14 protein-coding genes and 1 pseudogene are annotated in these 17,108 nt (G+C 68.1%); 3 read left to right on the top strand and 12 right to left on the bottom strand.

The window, feature by feature from the left end; all coding sequences use genetic code 11:
• Positions 1 to 90: 90 nt before the first annotated feature.
• From AB0A94_RS10350 to bldG, 6 genes are all read right to left on the bottom strand, one after another.
• The gene (locus AB0A94_RS10350; protein WP_361741753.1) at positions 91 to 288 is read right to left on the bottom strand and encodes a hypothetical protein; all 198 of its coding nucleotides are present in this window, start codon (positions 286 to 288) and stop codon (positions 91 to 93) included.
• Positions 289 to 564: 276 nt separating this feature from the next.
• Positions 565 to 2,094: a class I SAM-dependent methyltransferase gene (locus tag AB0A94_RS10345; protein WP_361741750.1), complete on the bottom strand. Its 1,530-nt coding sequence runs from the start codon at positions 2,092 to 2,094 to the stop codon at positions 565 to 567.
• A 49-nt stretch (positions 2,095 to 2,143) separates the two neighbouring features.
• Entirely contained in the window at positions 2,144 to 2,734 is a 591-nt protein-coding gene (locus tag AB0A94_RS10340) for a small secreted protein (protein WP_361741747.1), read from the bottom strand.
• Between the two features lie 193 nt (positions 2,735 to 2,927).
• Entirely contained in the window at positions 2,928 to 5,333 is a 2,406-nt protein-coding gene (locus AB0A94_RS10335) for a sodium-translocating pyrophosphatase (protein ID WP_361741744.1), read from the bottom strand.
• Positions 5,334 to 5,652: 319 nt separating this feature from the next.
• Positions 5,653 to 6,090 (bottom strand): ATP-binding protein, encoded by a 438-nt coding sequence (locus tag AB0A94_RS10330; RefSeq protein ID WP_217127968.1) that lies wholly within the window; start codon positions 6,088 to 6,090, stop codon positions 5,653 to 5,655.
• Positions 6,091 to 6,202: 112 nt separating this feature from the next.
• On the bottom strand, positions 6,203 to 6,544 hold the full coding sequence (bldG, locus tag AB0A94_RS10325; protein WP_003991900.1) for an anti-sigma factor antagonist BldG: 342 nt from the start codon (positions 6,542 to 6,544) through the stop codon (positions 6,203 to 6,205).
• A gap of 79 nt (positions 6,545 to 6,623) precedes the next feature.
• Between bldG and AB0A94_RS10320 the strand changes: the two genes are divergently transcribed.
• On the top strand, positions 6,624 to 9,131 hold the full coding sequence (locus AB0A94_RS10320; RefSeq protein WP_361741741.1) for a DEAD/DEAH box helicase: 2,508 nt from the start codon (positions 6,624 to 6,626) through the stop codon (positions 9,129 to 9,131).
• A gap of 20 nt (positions 9,132 to 9,151) precedes the next feature.
• Here the strand turns inward: AB0A94_RS10320 and AB0A94_RS10315 are convergent.
• From AB0A94_RS10315 to AB0A94_RS10300, 4 genes and pseudogenes are all read right to left on the bottom strand, one after another.
• Positions 9,152 to 9,544: pseudogene (locus tag AB0A94_RS10315) on the bottom strand (Rv3654c family TadE-like protein); the annotation flags it as partial.
• The gene (locus AB0A94_RS10310) at positions 9,541 to 9,906 is read right to left on the bottom strand and encodes a TadE family type IV pilus minor pilin (RefSeq protein WP_361741738.1); all 366 of its coding nucleotides are present in this window, start codon (positions 9,904 to 9,906) and stop codon (positions 9,541 to 9,543) included. The pseudogene AB0A94_RS10315 and the gene AB0A94_RS10310, both read right to left, overlap by 4 nt.
• The gene (locus AB0A94_RS10305; protein ID WP_361741993.1) at positions 9,893 to 10,150 is read right to left on the bottom strand and encodes a DUF4244 domain-containing protein; all 258 of its coding nucleotides are present in this window, start codon (positions 10,148 to 10,150) and stop codon (positions 9,893 to 9,895) included. Before AB0A94_RS10305 ends, AB0A94_RS10310 begins: the two co-directional genes overlap by 14 nt.
• A 286-nt stretch (positions 10,151 to 10,436) precedes the next feature.
• A complete protein-coding gene (locus AB0A94_RS10300; RefSeq protein WP_344319883.1) occupies positions 10,437 to 10,637 on the bottom strand; it encodes a hypothetical protein in 201 nt (66 codons plus the stop codon).
• A 390-nt stretch (positions 10,638 to 11,027) separates the two neighbouring features.
• Here AB0A94_RS10300 and AB0A94_RS10295 point away from each other — a divergent pair, with 390 nt between their 5' ends.
• Both AB0A94_RS10295 and AB0A94_RS10290 read left to right on the top strand, forming a co-directional pair.
• Positions 11,028 to 11,303: a winged helix-turn-helix domain-containing protein gene (locus AB0A94_RS10295; RefSeq protein ID WP_361741735.1), complete on the top strand. Its 276-nt coding sequence runs from the start codon at positions 11,028 to 11,030 to the stop codon at positions 11,301 to 11,303.
• 232 nt (positions 11,304 to 11,535) lie between these two features.
• Positions 11,536 to 12,300, top strand: coding sequence for an HNH endonuclease signature motif containing protein (locus tag AB0A94_RS10290; RefSeq protein WP_361741732.1), 765 nt, complete (start codon positions 11,536 to 11,538; stop codon positions 12,298 to 12,300).
• 934 nt (positions 12,301 to 13,234) lie between these two features.
• On the opposite strand, the gene AB0A94_RS10285 is transcribed toward AB0A94_RS10290, so the two are convergent.
• Entirely contained in the window at positions 13,235 to 14,698 is a 1,464-nt protein-coding gene (locus AB0A94_RS10285) for a phage/plasmid primase, P4 family (protein ID WP_361741729.1), read from the bottom strand.
• A 741-nt stretch (positions 14,699 to 15,439) separates the two neighbouring features.
• Complete coding sequence (locus tag AB0A94_RS10280; RefSeq protein ID WP_361741727.1) at positions 15,440 to 17,074, bottom strand: recombinase family protein; 1,635 nt, start codon at positions 17,072 to 17,074, stop codon at positions 15,440 to 15,442.
• Positions 17,075 to 17,108: the final 34 nt, after the last annotated feature.

The raw sequence follows: 17,108 nt of genomic DNA, 5'->3' as shown, positions 1-17,108 counted from the left end.
GTTCCTGCCGCCCGGAGTGTCCAGACTCCGCCCGTGCTTATGCGGAGCGCGCTCTACCGGTTACTGGGAGCTGCTGGGGTTCCGCGCCTCTCACAAGCGGGTCAGGCACCACGCGCCGAGGGTCAGGGAGACCATCGCGACCAGCCCCGCGACGGTGACGGATGCGACGGGACTCACACCCTGGGCGACGGGGCGGTGCTGCCGCGCGCGGGTCACGGTCCAGGCCAGCAATCCGCCTCCGAACAGGCAGAACACCATCCCCGCGAAGATCGCCGGTCCGCTCTCCATGGTCGCCCGATGCCCTCTTTCCCGTCCGCCGCCACCGGCCTCGCGAGGACGCTGCCACGCCCGGGCGGCGGGCAGACGAATCGGAGGTGAACGCGAGGGCTACAGGTCTGATCAAGTGTCCTGAAACCGGCCCGGGAGCCCTTTCACGGAAATTCCGGATCGCTCGGAAAGGGCCGGGGCGGCGGCTGTGGTCGGTGTGAAGGACGTGACACAAGGCAGTGACGTGACTCATGAGACTGGCCTGCCGAGGTGCCCGTGAGACCGCCGCCGCCCGTGTCAGCCGACGGGCTCCAGGAATCCCTGCTCCACGAGCAGCCGGATCTGGGCCGGCGTCCGGTCGCGCAGCAGCACGGGGTCCTCGCCCAGGAGCTGGGCGATGGCGTCCAGGATCCGGCCCGCGCCCATGGTGCCGTCGCACACGCCGGCGAAGCCCGCGCCGATCGTGTCCACCTTGGTCGCCCGGCGCATCCCCCGGTTCTGCCGCAGCACGACGTGCTCCGGGTCCTCGGCGCCGGGCAGCCCGACCTGCTCCTGCACCACCTCGGCGGCCAGCGCGAAGCGCGCTTCGAGGAGCGCCGCGTCGTCGTGCGTCCGCAGGTAGTCGAGCCGGTCGAAGTGCGCCCTGACCGTCTCGCCGAGCGGCTGCTCGACCGGGTGCGGCCACTCCTCCACCGTGATCGACTCCGCGGCGGAGCCCGACTTGCGCAGGGTGATCCAGCCGAAGCCGACCGCCTTCACCTTGCGCGCCTCGAACTCGTCCAGCCACGCGTCGTACCGCGCCCGGTACTCGGCCCGGTCACCGCGGTGGTCGCCCGCGTCCCGCAGCCACAGCTCGGCGTACTGGGTGACGTCCTGCACCTCGCGCTGCACGATCCAGGCGTCGCACCCGCGGGGCACCCATGACCTGAGTCTGTCCTGCCAGTCCTCCCCTTCGACGTGCTGCCAGTTGGCGAGGAACTGCGCGAACCCGCCCTCGTTCAGCCGTTCCCCCGCCTCCTGAACGATCGTGCGGCACAGATCGTCCCCGCCCATCCCGCCGTCGCGGTAGGTGAGCCGGGCGCCCGGCGAGATCACGAACGGCGGGTTGGACACGATCAGGTCGTACGTCTCGCCGTCCCGGACCGGCGTGAACAGCGAGCCCTCGCGCAGGTCGGCGGCCGGGACCCCGGAGAGGGCCAGGGTGAGCGCGGTGATGTGCAGGGCGCGCGGGTTGACGTCGGTGGCCGTCACGTGCGTGGCGTGCCGGGCGGCGTGCAGCGCCTGGATGCCCGAGCCGGTGCCGAGGTCGAGCGCGGAGGCCACGGGCGTACGGACGGTGATGCCGGCCAGGGTCGTGGACGCCCCGCCGACGCCGAGCACGACGCCCTCGTCGCGGCTGCCGATGCCCCCGGCGCCACCGACCGCGCACCCGAGGTCGGACACGATGAACCAGTCCTCGCCGCCCGGCCCGCCGTACGGCCGTACGTCCACGGTCGCGGTGAGATCGTTCGCGCCGGCGCGCGTGAGCCACCCGCTCTCCAGGCAGACGTCCACGGGCAGGACGTCCGCCACGCGCGCCTGCGGCACGGGCTGCTGCAGCAGGAACAGCCGTGCGAGCACCTCCAGCGGCGTGTCCCCGCGGGTGGCCCTCAGGGCGGGCACGGTCTCGCTGCGGGCCAGCGCCGCGTATGCGGGCGCGCCGAGCAGTTCGAGCAGTCCGTCGGCGGTGAAGGAGGCTCCGAGCAGCGCGTCCCGCAGCCGGGCGGCGGCTTCGGGACGGTCGGACGAGGGCAGGGGCGGCAGGCTGGCGTCACTCACGCCCTCCATTGTGGCCGCCGCCCTCACCCGGCGCGTCCCCGCGGCCGCTGCCGCGGCGTCAGCTCTTGGTGGCCCCCGCCGTCGCGGTGGCCGTCCGGCAGCTGGGCTGCCGGGACATCGCCTCGCCGACCTCGCCCTCCTCCAGCGTGCTGAGGGCGTCGCTGCCGCTCTTGCCGAGCTTGTCCAGCTCGGCGGCGATGTCCTTCAGACCATCGGCGAACTCCGCCTGGTCGTCCGTGTCGAGACCGTCGACCTGCTTCTTCAGCGAGGCGTACGACGCGGAGATCCCGTTGAGCTCCTTGACCGCGTCCGTCTGCTTCTTCTCCCCGTTCTCGACGTCCGGCGCCCCGGCCTTGCTCACGGCGGCACCGATCGCCTTGTAGGCGTCGGACATGTCCTGGAAGGCCTTCGAGTCGGCCTTCTGGACCTCTTCCGGCGTGCTGTTGTCCGAGGTCTCCTTCTGGATCGCGGCGTTGGCCGATTTGATCTTCGCGGCCTGCGGCTGCACCGCGTCGCAGACCTGCTTCGCCCAGGCGTCCAGCTTCTCGTTGTCGTCGTCGCCGCCGCATCCCGTCAGCGCCAGTACCAGTACCGCACCGCCGGACAGTGCGGCCGCGAGCTTCTTGTTCACCGGATTGGTCCCTTCCATGGCCTTCGGCCCCGGAACATACACGCCAGATGGCCTACACCCACCCGTCGAGCATCCGATAGGGAACTTTTGAAGCCATTTGCACCACGCGAGAGAAGGCTCACGGCATCGGTTCCGCGTACGGGGAAAAGGCGGACGGCGCCTCAATGCGCGCCGTCCGCCCGTACCTTGGTCCGGTGTCCGCCGTCCGGCTCTAGGAAACCACCGCCGGATCCGCCGATTTGGGCTCCGGCTCGGGATCGTCCTCGTCCTCCACCGCGATGCCGCGCCGCTTGGACACGTACACCGCGCCGACTATCACGAGCAGCGCCAGGACCGCGATGAGCACCCGCATCCCGACGCTCTCGTCCGCGCCGTAGGAGAACTTGATGACCGCGGGCGCGATGAGCAGCGCCACCAGGTTCATCACCTTCAGCAGGGGGTTGATCGCCGGCCCTGCGGTGTCCTTGAAGGGGTCGCCGACGGTGTCGCCGATGACGGTGGCCGCATGGGCCTCGCTGCCCTTGCCGCCGTGGTGGCCGTCCTCGACGAGTTTCTTCGCGTTGTCCCAGGCACCACCGGAGTTGGCGAGGAACACCGCCATCAGGGTGCCCGCGCCGATCGCGCCCGCGAGGAAGGCGCCCAGGGCGCCGACACCGAGCGTGAACCCGATGAAGATGGGCGCCATCACGGCGAGCAGTCCGGGTGTGGCGAGCTCGCGCAGGGCGTCCTTGGTGCAGATGTCGACGACCTTGCCGTACTCCGGCTCCTCGCTGTGGTCCATGATCCCGGGCTTCTCGCGGAACTGCCGCCGCACCTCGTAGACCACCGAACCCGCCGACCGCGACACCGCGTTGATCGCCAGCCCCGAGAAGAGGAAGACGACCGCCGCGCCCGCGATCAGACCGACGAGGTTGTTGGGCTGGGAGATGTCCATCATCAGGCTCATCGGCGCGCCCTCACCGCTGAGCCTCTCACCCACGTCCCGCGCGCCGGTGGTGATGGCGTCCCGGTACGAGCCGAACAGCGCCGCCGCCGCCAGTACGGCCGTGGCGATCGCGATGCCCTTGGTGATGGCCTTGGTGGTGTTGCCGACCGCGTCCAGATCGGTGAGCACCTGGGCGCCCGCGCCCTCGACGTCACCGGACATCTCGGCGATGCCCTGCGCGTTGTCGGAGACCGGGCCGAAGGTGTCCATCGCGACGATCACACCGACCGTGGTGAGCAGTCCGGTGCCGGCCAGCGCCACCGCGAACAGCGCCAGCATGATCGACGCACCGCCGAGCAGGAACGCCCCGTAGACACCGAGGCCGATCAACAGGGCGGTGTAGACGGCCGATTCGAGGCCGATCGAGACACCGGACAGAATGACCGTGGCCGGGCCGGTGAGCGAGGTCCTGCCGATGTCCCGCACGGGACGCCGGGTGGTCTCGGTGAAGTAGCCGGTGAGCTGCTGGATGAGGGCCGCGAGCACGATGCCGATGGCCACCGCGACGAGCGCGAGGAGCCGCGGGTCGCCGTCCTTGCCCAGGATCGCCTCGTCGGTGACGCCGTCGAGATCGGCGTACGACGACGGCAGGTAGACGAACACGGCGATCGCGACCAGGACGAGCGAGATCAGCGCGGAGATGAAGAAGCCCCGGTTGATCGCGCTCATGCCGCTGCGGTCGGCGCGCCTCGGGGCCACCGCGAAGATGCCGACCATCGCGGTGAGCACACCGATGGCGGGCACCAGCAGCGGGAAGGCGAGCCCGGCGTCACCGAACGCCGCCGAGCCCAGGATCAGCGCGGCCACCAGGGTCACGGCGTACGACTCGAACAGGTCGGCCGCCATGCCCGCGCAGTCGCCGACGTTGTCGCCCACGTTGTCGGCGATGGTCGCGGCATTGCGCGGATCGTCCTCCGGAATGCCCTGCTCGACCTTGCCGACCAGGTCGGCGCCGACATCGGCGGCCTTGGTGAAGATGCCGCCGCCGACCCGCATGAACATCGCGATCAGCGCGGCCCCGAGACCGAACCCCTCGAGCACCTTCGGGGCGTCGGCCGCGTACACCAGCACCACACAGGAGGCGCCCAGCAAACCGAGGCCGACGGTGAACATGCCGACGACACCGCCCGTACGGAAAGCGATCTTCATCGCTTTGTGCGAGACGGCGGTGAGATCCTTTTCCGGCTCGCCCGCGGCCGGAGTCGCTTCGCGCGCCGCCGCCGCGACCCGCACATTGCTGCGCACGGCGAGCCACATACCGATATAGCCAGTGGCCGCCGAGAACGCCGCTCCGATCAAGAAGAACACCGACCGTCCGGCACGCTGATTCCAGTCGTCCGCGGGCAGCAGCATGAGCAGGAAGAACACGACCACGGCGAATACGCCGAGGGTGCGCAGCTGGCGGGCCAGATAGGCGTTCGCGCCCTCCTGGACCGCTGCCGCGATCTTCTTCATGCTGTCGGTGCCCTCGCCGGCCGCGAGAACCTGGCGCACCAGGACTCCCGCGACCACCAGCGCCGCCAGCGCGACGACGCCGATGACCACCACGAGCAGGCGGTTGTCGTCGGTCAGCACGGCGGCCGCGAGGGATGTGGACGGTCCCGACTCTTGTGTGATGGAAAGCCCCGCCATTCGTCCTCCTTGACGCTTGGGCTGAGCTCAAGATGTGGACGGGATTGTAGGTACCGGAAGCCGGTCAAAACAGAGCGCGGGAAATTCCAATGTCCCGCACGCACTCTTCGATAATGATCGCCGGGCACCCGGCGACCGGAAATCGGTAATGCCTTTGACGCATTCACGTGATCGCATTTCCATAGCACGGCCGGTCGTGAACGAATTCACGCGATCAACCGCACGAGACCACTGTAAGCGCGGGCACTGACACCCGCACATGACGAAGGGCCCCCTCGAGGGGGCCCTTCGGAAAAAAGTCGCCGTCCGGGTGAAGCGGTCAGGCGAGGAGGCCGGCCGGCGGCACGGTGGGCCACCTCATGCGGATCGATCCGCCGTGCTCCCCCGCGCTGACCTCGACGTCGTCGACGAGTCCGCTGATGACCGCGAGGCCCATCTCGTCCTCCTCGGTCTCCGCGTCGGCGTCGCCCGGCATCTCACCGGGCGCCCGCTCGCCGGGGACCGCATGGGGCGCCTCGTCGCCGACCTCGATGGAGAACTGCTTCTCCTCCTCGATCAGCAGCACCTTCACGGGGGCCGAGATGCCACCGACCCGGTGCAGTCCCACGGCCCGGCTGCACGCCTCGCCGACGGCGAGTCTGACCTCGTCGAGGACGGCCTCGTCCACTCCGGCCCTGCGCGCCACCGCCGCCGCCACGAGCCGGGCGGTCCTGACGTGCTCGGGCAGCGCGCTGAAGCGGAGTTCGACGGTGGCCATGCATCCCCCTCGCGACTACGGGCGTGCTGTGGAGAGGCCGGGCCGCCGAAAGCCCGGCCCTCCTCTTGCGTTCTCTTCCGCCGCCCGGGCACGCGGCCCGGGAACGGGGTGGTCAGTCGGTGGCCGCCACCGCTTCCTCGACCGAGGTGTGGATCGGGAACACCTTGGTGAGGCCGGTAATGCGGAAGATCTTGAGAATACGCTCCTGGTTGCAGACCAGGCGCAGTGAGCCCTCATGGGCACGGACGCGCTTCAGGCCGCCGACCAGCACGCCGAGTCCGGTGGAGTCGAGGAAGTCCACGCCTTCCATGTCGACGACAAGGTGGAAACTGCCGTCGTTCACCAGCTCGACCAGCTGCTCGCGCAGCTTGGGCGCGGTATATACGTCGATTTCGCCACCGACCCTGACGATCGTGCGATCGCCCATGGTCTCGGTCGACAGGGACAGGTCCACGGATCCTCCAGCACCTAGCTATCGAGCGGTCGCCCTTGGGGCATCTCGGCTCAGCCCCCGGGACGGTTCGCCAGCCGCGATGGCATTCAATCACTTACCGGCAGGCGTGCACGACGCCTTGGCCCCATTGTCCGTCACGCCAGTGACACACTCGGTGCCGATGGCCAAGAATCACCGATCCGATCGACCCCCGACGGACCTCCCGTCCGGGCCCGCCCCGGGCGTGGTCCTGGACCGGCTCGCGTCCGGACCGAACCGGGCTTCGCGCATCACTCATACGGAGCACTTGCCCCCGCGCGAGGGCCGCCATGCCGTCTGGCCGGACCGGATCCGCGCGGAGGTCCTCGCCGCCGTGCGGGCCGCGGGCGTCGAACACCCCTGGGCCCACCAGGCACGCGCCGCCGAGCACGCCCTGGACGGCGAGTCCGTCGTGGTCGCCACCGGCACCGCGTCCGGCAAGTCCCTGGCGTACCTCGTGCCCGTCCTGTCCACGCTCCTGGACGGCGCCGAGGCCCCGAACGGCCGCGGTGCGACCGCCCTCTACCTCGCGCCCACGAAGGCCCTCGCGGCGGACCAGTGCCGGTCCGTGAAGGAACTTTCACACCCACTGGGCCATTCGGTGCGCGCGGCCGTCCACGACGGCGACACTCCGTTCGAGGAACGCGAGTGGATCCGCCAGTACGCCAACTACGTGCTGACCAACCCGGACATGCTGCACCGGGGCATCCTGCCCTCCCACCCCCGCTGGTCCTCCTTCCTCAAGGCGCTGAAGTACGTCGTCGTCGACGAGTGCCACACCTACCGGGGTGTCTTCGGTTCGCACGTCGCCCAGGTGCTGCGCCGGCTGCGCCGCCTGTGCGCCCGCTACGGCGCCTCGCCCGTCTTCCTGCTGGCCTCCGCGACCGCCGCCGAGCCCGCGGTCGCCGCCCGCCGCCTCACCGGCCTGCCGGTCGTGGAGGTGGCCGACGACGCCTCACCGCGCGGTGAACTGGTGTTCGCCCTCTGGGAGCCGCCGCTGACCGAGCTGCACGGCGAGAGGGGCGCACCGGTCCGCCGTACGGCCACCGCCGAGGCCGCCGACCTGCTGACCGACCTCACCGTGCAGGGCATCCGCTCGGTCACCTTCGTACGCTCCCGGCGCGGCGCCGAGCTGATCTCCGTGATCGCCCAGGAACGCCTCGCCGAGGTCGACCGCTCGCTGTCCCGACGGGTGGCGGCGTACCGGGGCGGCTACCTCCCCGAGGAGCGCCGCGCCCTGGAACGCGCCCTGCACTCCGGCGAACTGCTCGGCCTCGCCGCGACGAACGCCCTCGAACTCGGCGTGGACGTCTCCGGTCTGGGCGCCGTGGTGATCGCCGGCTATCCGGGCACCCGCGCCTCCCTGTGGCAGCAGGCCGGACGCGCGGGACGGTCCGGGCAGGGCGCCCTCGCCGTCCTGGTCGCCCGCGACGACCCCCTGGACACCTTCCTCGTCCACCACCCCGAGGCCCTCTTCGACCGGCCCGTGGAGTCCACCGTCCTCGACCCCGACAACCCCTACGTGCTCACCCCGCACCTGTGCGCGGCGGCCGAGGAACTGCCGCTGACCGAGGAGGACCTGGACCTGTTCGGCCCGGCCACCGAGGAGCTGCTCCCGCAACTGGAGGCCGCGAAGCTGCTGCGCCGGCGGACGAAGGCCTGGCACTGGACCCGCCGGGAGCGGGCCGCCGACCTGACCGACATCCGGGGGCAGGGCGGCCGGCCGGTCCAGGTCGTCGAGGCCGGTACGGGCAGGCTGCTCGGCACGGTCGACGCGGGCGCGGCGCACACGAGCGTCCATGAGGGCGCGGTCCACCTGCACCAGGGTCTGACGTATCTCGTCCGTTCGCTGGACCTGGAGGACTCCGTCGCCCTGGTCGAGCGGGCGACCCCGACGTACACGACGGTGGCCCGGGACACGACGTCGATCTCCGTGCTGGAGACGGACACCGAGATCCCGTGGGGCGACGGCCGCCTGTGCTACGGCTCCGTCGAGGTCACCAACCAAGTGGTCTCCTTCCTGCGCCGACGGGTCATCACCGGCGAAGTGCTGGGCGAGACGAAGCTCGACCTCCCTCCTCGTACGCTGCGCACCCGCGCGGTGTGGTGGACGGTCACCGAGGACCATCTGGACCGGGCCCGGATCAACCCGGAGATCCTCGGCGGTGCGCTGCACGCCGCCGAGCACGCCTCCATCGGCATGCTGCCGCTCTTCGCGACCTGCGACCGCTGGGACATCGGCGGTGTCTCGGTCCCGCTGCACCCCGACACGCTGCTGCCCACGGTCTTCGTCTACGACGGCCATCCGGGCGGCGCGGGCTTCGCGGAACGTGCCTTCCACACCGCCCGCGCCTGGCTCACCGCCACCCGTCAGGCCATCGCCTCCTGCGAGTGCGACGCCGGCTGCCCCTCCTGCATCCAGTCCCCCAAGTGCGGCAACGGCAACGATCCGCTGCACAAGCGAGGCGCGGTACGACTCCTCACGGTGCTGCTGGAGGGCGCACCGGCGGAGCCGGAGGAGGCGAAGGAGGAGGGCGCGGCCGGGGCGTCCGGGGCTGCTGGGACGTAGTCGGGGCCCGGCGCCGGAAGCGCTGGCTCCGCCGGGCCGGCAGGACCCGCCCGGGCCCTGATCTCCGCCGCGAACGGCCCCCGGCCCGACGCCACCGACACGTCCGACACCTCGCCGGTGATCACGCACCGTACGAGCCGCGTGCCCTGTGCCCGGGCCACCCGGTCCGCCCGGGCGCAGGCCGCCGCGGCGCCCTCCGTCCAGCGGTCCGCCGCCGCGAGCGCCGCCAGATCCGCGCCGCCGGCCGCCCGATGCCGGACCACGACGGCGTGTCCCAGGGCGAGGACGACACCGGACACCACACACAGCACGGCGATCGCACCGACGCTCCAGACGGTCGCCGACCCCCGGTCGGAACACCGCGTGCGCCGCCGGACACATGCCGTCCACCACTCCCGGAACCGGGCCCTCACGTCGCCGCCCCCACCGTCTCCTCCACCGCGGCGACGGCCTCCTCCCGCAGGCCGAAGGGCAGTCCGTGCAGGACCGGGGGCCTGGCCTCGACGACCACCCGGACCTGATCGGCCTCCCGGCTCACCGTGACTCTCGCGCCGGGCGGTGCCGCCGCGCGGGTCACCTCGACGACGGCGTCAGGGGCATCCTGCCGGGCCGCCGCGCGGGCGCCGGCGCGGGCCGCGTCCACGCACTGGATCTGCGCCGCCACCACCAGCAGGCCCCAGACCAGCGCCGTCACGAACATCACCAGCACGGGCAGCACCATGGCCGACTCCGCCGTCACGAACCCGCGGTCCGCGCGCCGTTCACATCCGGCCATCGAGTGCCTGCTGCACGATGTTCCGCAGCGCCGTGCTGACCGGTCCGCTGGTGACCACCTTGTAGAGCACGACGGAGAACGCCACCGCCGCCACGATGCCCATCGCGTATCCGAAGGGTGAAGACTTGTTGCATCGTACCTCTGACCTGCACCGACACGCATCAACTCCCGCACGTTGCCCGGCCGTTGAACACAGCAGAGGCCCCGTCCCACGCGCGGGGGTCGCACGGGACGGGGCCGGTATCGGGGTGCTCACCAGCGGATCGGCTCGGCGTCACCGCCTACGCATACGGGGCACGGGCGCTTGTAGGTCCAGCCGCATAGTGCACAGCCGGTGAAGCCGCAGCAGCCGTCACACCAGATGGCGCGGTGTCCAGCACAGCAGCCGCAGAGGTCGCCCCACTTCCAGAGCGACCAGGGTTCCTCTCCTCCGGTCCGTCCGGCGCGCGGCTTCGGGTGGTACGGCGCGGGGACCGAGGGCGTCACAGCGCGCCGTCTGCGGGCCGTACGCGGCCTCTGCGGGGCCGTCGTCATCCGTGCCCCTCGGGGTGCCGCGCCATGAGGACGTTGCAGTCCGTCACGGTCGTCTGATCATTGCCAGCGCGGGCACGATCACGGACGTTCGCCAGCTCCCGGCAACCGGCGCACCCTTCGACCGGTGCAGGCTCTAGCGGGGGTTCCTGGTAGGGCAGCTCTACCGGCTCTTGCGGGTACCGGATCGGCTCAGTCATGCCGCCACCTCCGCAGCGTCCATGCGGCGATTCCGTCGCAAGATGGCTTCACGCTCCGCTGCACTGGCCCGCTCCCATGCGATCAGGTACGGGCGGACTAGAGCGATCTCCTCGCCGGGCAGATGGGGCGGGTTAGCAGCGGCTACGCGGTACGCCGGAACACGGGGTGTGAAGCGGCGAACGGATGCCGGTGCGGGGGTTGCTCGGCGCTTTCCTCGTGCGGGCAGGAACAGCGCCAGGATTGCGAGCAGTAGGCTTCGCACAGCCGAGACCTCGTTTCTCGGTCAGGGTGCCTCACCGGGTCTTTAGCCGGACCGGTGAGGCACCTGTTTTGTATCGCGTCTTGTATTGCACCATTCGCGGATAGCGCGGCTACCGAGGTTAGTGCAGATGCGGCACTTTGCGCAGCAAGTGAGCATGACTCGCACGGATGTCGCACAGCCGCCATGGAGACGGGTAGCCGCAGCGCTCGAACAGCGGATAGCCGATGGCACGTACCCGCCGGGGTCACGCTTGCCGGGGGCCGTCCCGCTGTCCGTCGAGTTCGCCGTAGCGCCGTCCACCGTGGCCAAGGCTGTAGCCGAGTTGAAGCGGCGGGGACTGGTCACCGCGTCGCCGGGGTGGGGAACGTTCGTCGCGTGGGAGTCCGGCGACGACCGCGAATAGGCCATCGGCATATGCCAAAGCCCCGCGAGCCGGAATGGCAAGCGGGGCTTAAATATGCGTAATTCGGAATACTCATGCATTGCAGTCGGCTGCGGATAGCTGCGCCCGAATGCGCTGCGCTCGCTTCTGGCCGATGCCTAGTTCGCGCTGCAAACCTCGCCCGCGCGGTCAGCAGTATCCGCCATACTGGCTCGGCAGCAATCAGTGGGTTCGGGAGCACGTGGGGGCGGGAATGGGAATCTCCGATAAGAGCCGAAAGATCCTCTGGGTTCAGGGGGGCGGTATGTGTGCCATCTGCAAGGTTCAGGTGGTCACCCCCGGAACTGATTCCGACGACCCATCAATTTTCGGCGAAGAGGCTCACATCGTTGCACGCTCAAGTGGCGGCCCGAGGGCTGGCGGACTGCCTGAGGACAAGCTGAATCACCACTCCAACCTGATCTTGCTATGCAGCAAGGACCATAAGCGCGTAGATGATCAGCCCAATCACTACACCGTGGAACGACTGCGGGCCATCAAGTCAGAGCATGAGGTGTGGGTGCGTTCCATTACGGGCGCGCATACCAATCGCCCGCGCCTGGTCCCTGACCCGCTTCACCCTCAGCCAAAGGTTCTGAAGCTAATCCTGAATGGGAACACGCTATGGAACATGATTAAAGAAAGTGTCGCGCACGAGTACGCGATGCCGGGGGACTTGTCTGAGGACGATGAGGAACTGGTAGTTGACTTCCTGGATCTAGTCAAGGATCTGATGGACATATCCCAAGACCTTGTAAGTGTCCGGGAGAATCGTGACGCAGAAAAAATGATCTTCGCGCACATGAATCGCCTGATAGAGCGTGACCTCATCGTTGGTGCGTATGTCCGTCACTTGCTCTACCAGGACGGACACGAGAGCGGACCGATGCCCTGGCCGATGCTGCGAGTTGAGGTACAGCGGGCGAAAGACGCGGAACTCGCAGACGAAAACGGAACTCGGTACCCAGGCAAGGCTTAGCAGGTTAACAGCAGCGCAGACAGCCGCAAAGTCAGCCGCGCAGAGAATCGCAGGTCACGGCACCCGGCACCCACAGCCGGCGAAAAGGTAATGTTTCCAAACGGCAACGCGATAACCAGCCCTCAACCAGCGAGCTAGAAACGCAGAAGCCTTCTACCGGCCACTAATCAGGCAGCGGGTAGAGGGCTTCTGTCATGCGGACATCCGGCCGGTCACGGTTCGGCCATTCCGGGCGTCAAGCACGCCCACGGCACCGCGTAACGTTACGCGGTGGTCGGGGAGTCATCTCACGTTGCGTAAGCGCGAGAGGGCTCAACGGCTGTATACCCGTACAGGATCCGAGGAGCTAACGTACTACGGTCTGGAAAGGTCCGGAAAGGGGGTACCCCCCTGGTCCTTTAATCACGCAAAGTGACACCTCCAGGGGTTTTCCACGCTGAATCGCGCAACAGGAATTCGCGGATGATCCGCTGATTCGCTGTAATTCCTGGCCGGTCGGCGGGAGGTGCGGGCGGCCTAGGTGGTGAAACAAAAAATGCCCCCTGCTCGCCGGTGGACCAGACCGGGGAAAGCGGGGGGCGACACAGACTTGACCTATGGAGAACACGACGAACCGTTGTCGTCTCTACTCTCCAGAGAGGTTGCCTGTTAAGTCGCTGCCCCGTGTACAGCGGAGGGCCCGGGATGACGCTGATGACGCAAGTGACCCTTGAACGGACAGAGCTTCTCTATAGCTATTTGCTCTCTAGAAATACTCTTCGACATCCAGCGTCACTTGCGTCACGTGCGTCATTTCTCCAGGTCAACCGGGGTGCAGGACGATGACGCATGGGGGTGACGATGACGCATCATGCGTCACTGCCACCGCCCCTCGCTGTCATTACCGCCAAATTCCTCGCCGGTCAGCTTTCGAGTGACACGTCATGCGTCATCGTCACTCGCTTGCGTCATCTCGCTGGAATACGCCGGGGCCGTCCGGCTTGCTGTCGTCGGCCAGTCGCACGCCACGCAGGCCGCGCGCCTTGGCGGAACGGAATGGCACGAGGGAACCGTCACGTTCCTTGAGCGCCGTGGTGAGCGTCTTGGATGACTTGAACGGCGGAATACCGTTGTCCTCGGCCCATTCCTGGTAGGCGGTCCAAATGACGCTGGAGGACGTTTCCGCCGTTGGATCAGCCACCAGGACGCCGGGGAAGAAACCGGCCAGCGGGTCGGACTCCTCACGGTATTCCTTGGTAGCTGCCACGACGGAAGGCGTGTTGCCTAGGCCGTGCGCGTACCATTCCATTGCGCCCCGGACCGCCCACGCGAGGATTCCGGGGAATTCAGCACGCAGGGTGTCTTCTAGTCCGTAGTCGCGCTCGTGCGCCTCGAACTTACGCTCAAATGGCAGCAGCTTGACGCGCCGCCAAATGCCGTGGTCCTGGTCGCGGATATCCGGCCGGTAGTTCGTTGCTAGCAGGATGAGCGCCTGCGGCTTGAACGAATACGGGTCGCGATACTTTGGATTTACGTTGATTTCCTCGCCGCCGGTCGCGTTCTTGATTGCCGCGCTGTCGAGAATGGCACCCCGGTTGATCTCGCTTGCCAACGCAAGGCGTGCGCCCCGCAGTAGCTCAGCCTCGGCACCGCCACGCTTGGCACCGTTGCCGGTGAACATGTCGAATGGCACCGTTACGGCGTGCTCGCTGAAGAGGCAGCGGATCGTATTCAGGAATACCGACTTGCCGTTACTGCCCTCTCCGTAGAGGACTGCAAACACCTGCTCTCGCGTGTGGCCGGTGATTCCGTAGCCAACAAACCGCTGAACGTAAGCCGGTAGCTCCGGGTCGCCGGGGAAGACTTCCGAGAGGAACCGTAGCCAGCGCGGGCAAGTGGCGTTCGGGTCGTACTCGATTCCCACAGAGCGGGTAATCAGGTCTTCCGGACGCCCCTCGCTGAGCTTGCCGGTGCGCAGGTCGACAACGCCATTCGCGCATGCGAGTACGTCAGGGTTGGCGTCCCATTCCTGGCCGAATGCGAGGACGCCGGGCAGCGTGCGGAGCATTGCCACCACGGCGTCACGGCGAGCGCGGGAACCGAGCTGCCGATATTCGTGCGACGACATGCGGTCCCGCACCTTCATGCGGTATTCGCGGATGAATTCTTGTGCGGCCTGCTCAACGATCAGGCCGTTAGGGTGCCACTGCCATGCGTGGCCATCCTCGCGGAAGATTGCCCAACCGGTCGACCGGTCGAAGCGCACATTACCGCCCATGTGGTCGAACAGCGCGCGGGCTAGGTCGTCGTCGCTGTCTCCCTCGAAATCGTCGCCAATGGTGTTCGCGTTGTGCATGGCGACAATCGCGTTAACCATGTCGGGCGGAAGACTCTTGAAAACCTCGGGGTCGAAAGTCACTTGCTGCCCCCCGCAGGAATTAGCCGGTACGTGCCGCCGGGGCCGCTCTTGCAGTGCGCGCGCCGCCACCCATAGTCGGGCTGTTCTGCCTCTCCCGCGCCGTGCTCATGCAGCGCGCCACAGATAGGGCAGGAAATTACGAGAGTGCCGGAGCTGAACCGGGGATCGGTCGGCGGAATGTAGCGGGCCGGAACGTCTGTGATAGACGTCCCGCCGGGTAGTCGGTCCTTGTTGGTCATGGTCCTGTTCTCCATAGGGCAGGGGGAAATGTTCCCTCTGCTCAGTTGGTGGTCTTGGTCTTGCGCAGGTAGTAAGCGCGGTTACGGCAACGGCGGGAGCACCACTTAGGCCGCTCGCCGGTTCCGCAGTACGGCGGGACGGGGTTACCGCAGGTGCACTTGGAACGCATAAGCCCTCCTTTTAGACGCGTCTTAAATTGCTCCAGAAAAAAGACCACCCGTCGGAGTGGCCTTTTTCTGTCGCTCTGAGGTTGGGCGCATGTCCGTCGCCCTCATGATTCAGAGAGGGTGTGAGTAAAGAGCGGGCAGCGAATCACTCTGGATATCCGTCAGCCTCGCATAACGGTTTGATAACACCTCTCCAGCCGGCCGGACTGGTGGCTACGGAAAGTGATTGTTTGGCTACAGATATTTTTGACGCCCTGTGCGCCCGCCTACGGGCATGAAAAGGCCCCGGCTGACCCATCGGGCCAACCGGGGCTGTGACGCTTTCTGACAGGGCCTACAGGGCGTCAGAAGCAGTGTGCTCCGCCCACTCCGCAGCCTCAGCGAACCACTCGTCAGTCAGCTCGAACCGGGACCGGTGGTGCGGCTTCTTGGCGTCCAGCCGATTCACCATCAGCCGGGCCCCGGCCTCTTGCAGCATCTCCCGGCGCGCGGCCACGTCGGCGGCCTCCCACGTGTCGGCATAGGTGCGCCCCGTGCTGACGATCTCCCGGCGGGGTTCGGTCTTCTCGCGCGACTCCAGCTCGGCCAGCCGGGCATCAAGGGCGTCCGCCCGGCGCTGCCACGCGTCCCGCGCTGCCTTGCTCCGCTGGCGTCCCTCTTGCGCCTGGTGCTCTTCGTACTCGGCCAGCGTGGCGGCGATCTCGGGTGTCGGGTCGTAGCCGGGGATCTCGGTCACCTCGGTCACGTACAGGCCGCCCACAGCGTCAAGGAACGCATCGGTCACCCGCTTGTCTGCCCACTCCCGCCGGACGTTTACGGGCCGCTCGCAGCGATGCCCACGGGACGAGAATCCGCACTTGTAAGCCAGCTTCGGAGTGTCCAGGTAGGCCCGGCCCCCGCAGGACGCGCAGAAGATCACTCCGAGCAACAGCGCCGAACTGTCCTTGCGCTTCGGCATCTTGGTTTTACGGGAGTCCAGCAGCGCGCCGATGCGGTCGAACTCAGCGCGGGTGAGGATCGGCTCTGCCGTCGACATGATCGGCTCGCCGTTGGCGTCGCGGACGGGGTTGCCGTCGTGGACCTTCCAGCCGATCAGCGCGTAAGAGCGCATCATCCGGGCGAGCATGGCGGGCCGCCAGTCGAACCGCTCCCGCGTGACGCTCTTGCCCTTGGTCGCGCCGGTCTTCCCGCCGGTCTTCCGCCCCTTGATCTTGGCCCACCGGTCGCGCGGGCTCGGCACGCCCTCTTCGTTCAGGTCGGCGGCTATGGCGCTGATCGTCTTTCCGGCGAGCAGATCCCGGATGATGCGCTCAATCACCCGCACGGCGTCGGGGTCCTGAACCAGCGTGTGCCCGCCGCCGGGCAGTTCCTTCGGGATGTAGCCATACGGCGGACGACCACCCCGCCAGCGAAGCTGCATGTTCCGCATGGCGGCCTGTGCGCCGTTCACTCGCTCCCGGATGGACCACGCTTCCATCTCCGCCGCGAAAGCGAACTGGTTGAGCATCATCGTGGTCATGGGGTTCATCGGGTCGCGGAAGTCGAAGCTCTGGACCCCGCCGCCGACACCGTGAGCGAAGACGATCATCTTGCGGTGCGCGGTCGCCCACTTGGCCAGCTCGTGCATGTCGCCCTGCGAGCGAATCGCCCGGTCGAACCGCCACCAGATGATGACGTCGTACTCGTCGGCCCGGTCGTTCAGCCACTTGCCCAGCTCGGGACGCTCCCACGGGGTCGTCTTACTGGCGGACACGTCCAGGTCTTCCGCCTCACCAATGATCTCGGCACCGATGTGCGCGGCGGCTTGCTCGTTGGCTTCCCGCTGGCGTGCCGGGGAGGTGGTTTCGTCGGTCAGCACCGACAGGCGGATTGCCGACAGGGCGCGGAGCTGAGGGCGGAAGGTCGCAGGAATCACGACCTTCGGAGAGGGTGTCTGTGAAGTGCTGTTGACCTGCGGGTTTGCTGCCACGGGTGCCGCTCCCAGGGGAGATAAGTTGGCACCC

Origin of the sequence: Streptomyces sp. NPDC044984 (assembly GCF_040646935.1) — a bacterium.
Classification (GTDB): domain Bacteria; phylum Actinomycetota; class Actinomycetes; order Streptomycetales; family Streptomycetaceae; genus Streptomyces.
This window is presented reverse-complemented; position numbering and strand designations above follow the sequence as displayed.

Coding starts and splice junctions, on each gene's coding strand:
- AB0A94_RS10345 (WP_361741750.1), bottom strand. CDS start 2,094: ATGGAGGGCGTGAGTGACGCCAGCCTGCCGCCCCTGCCCTCGTCCGAC.
- AB0A94_RS10290 (WP_361741732.1), top strand. CDS start 11,536: ATGGGAATCTCCGATAAGAGCCGAAAGATCCTCTGGGTTCAGGGGGGC.
- AB0A94_RS10330 (WP_217127968.1), bottom strand. CDS start 6,090: ATGGCCACCGTCGAACTCCGCTTCAGCGCGCTGCCCGAGCACGTCAGG.
- AB0A94_RS10295 (WP_361741735.1), top strand. CDS start 11,028: ATGCGGCACTTTGCGCAGCAAGTGAGCATGACTCGCACGGATGTCGCA.
- AB0A94_RS10350 (WP_361741753.1), bottom strand. CDS start 288: ATGGAGAGCGGACCGGCGATCTTCGCGGGGATGGTGTTCTGCCTGTTC.
- AB0A94_RS10310 (WP_361741738.1), bottom strand. CDS start 9,906: ATGGCCGGATGTGAACGGCGCGCGGACCGCGGGTTCGTGACGGCGGAG.
- AB0A94_RS10340 (WP_361741747.1), bottom strand. CDS start 2,734: ATGGAAGGGACCAATCCGGTGAACAAGAAGCTCGCGGCCGCACTGTCC.
- AB0A94_RS10300 (WP_344319883.1), bottom strand. CDS start 10,637: ATGACTGAGCCGATCCGGTACCCGCAAGAGCCGGTAGAGCTGCCCTAC.
- AB0A94_RS10320 (WP_361741741.1), top strand. CDS start 6,624: ATGGCATTCAATCACTTACCGGCAGGCGTGCACGACGCCTTGGCCCCA.
- AB0A94_RS10335 (WP_361741744.1), bottom strand. CDS start 5,333: ATGGCGGGGCTTTCCATCACACAAGAGTCGGGACCGTCCACATCCCTC.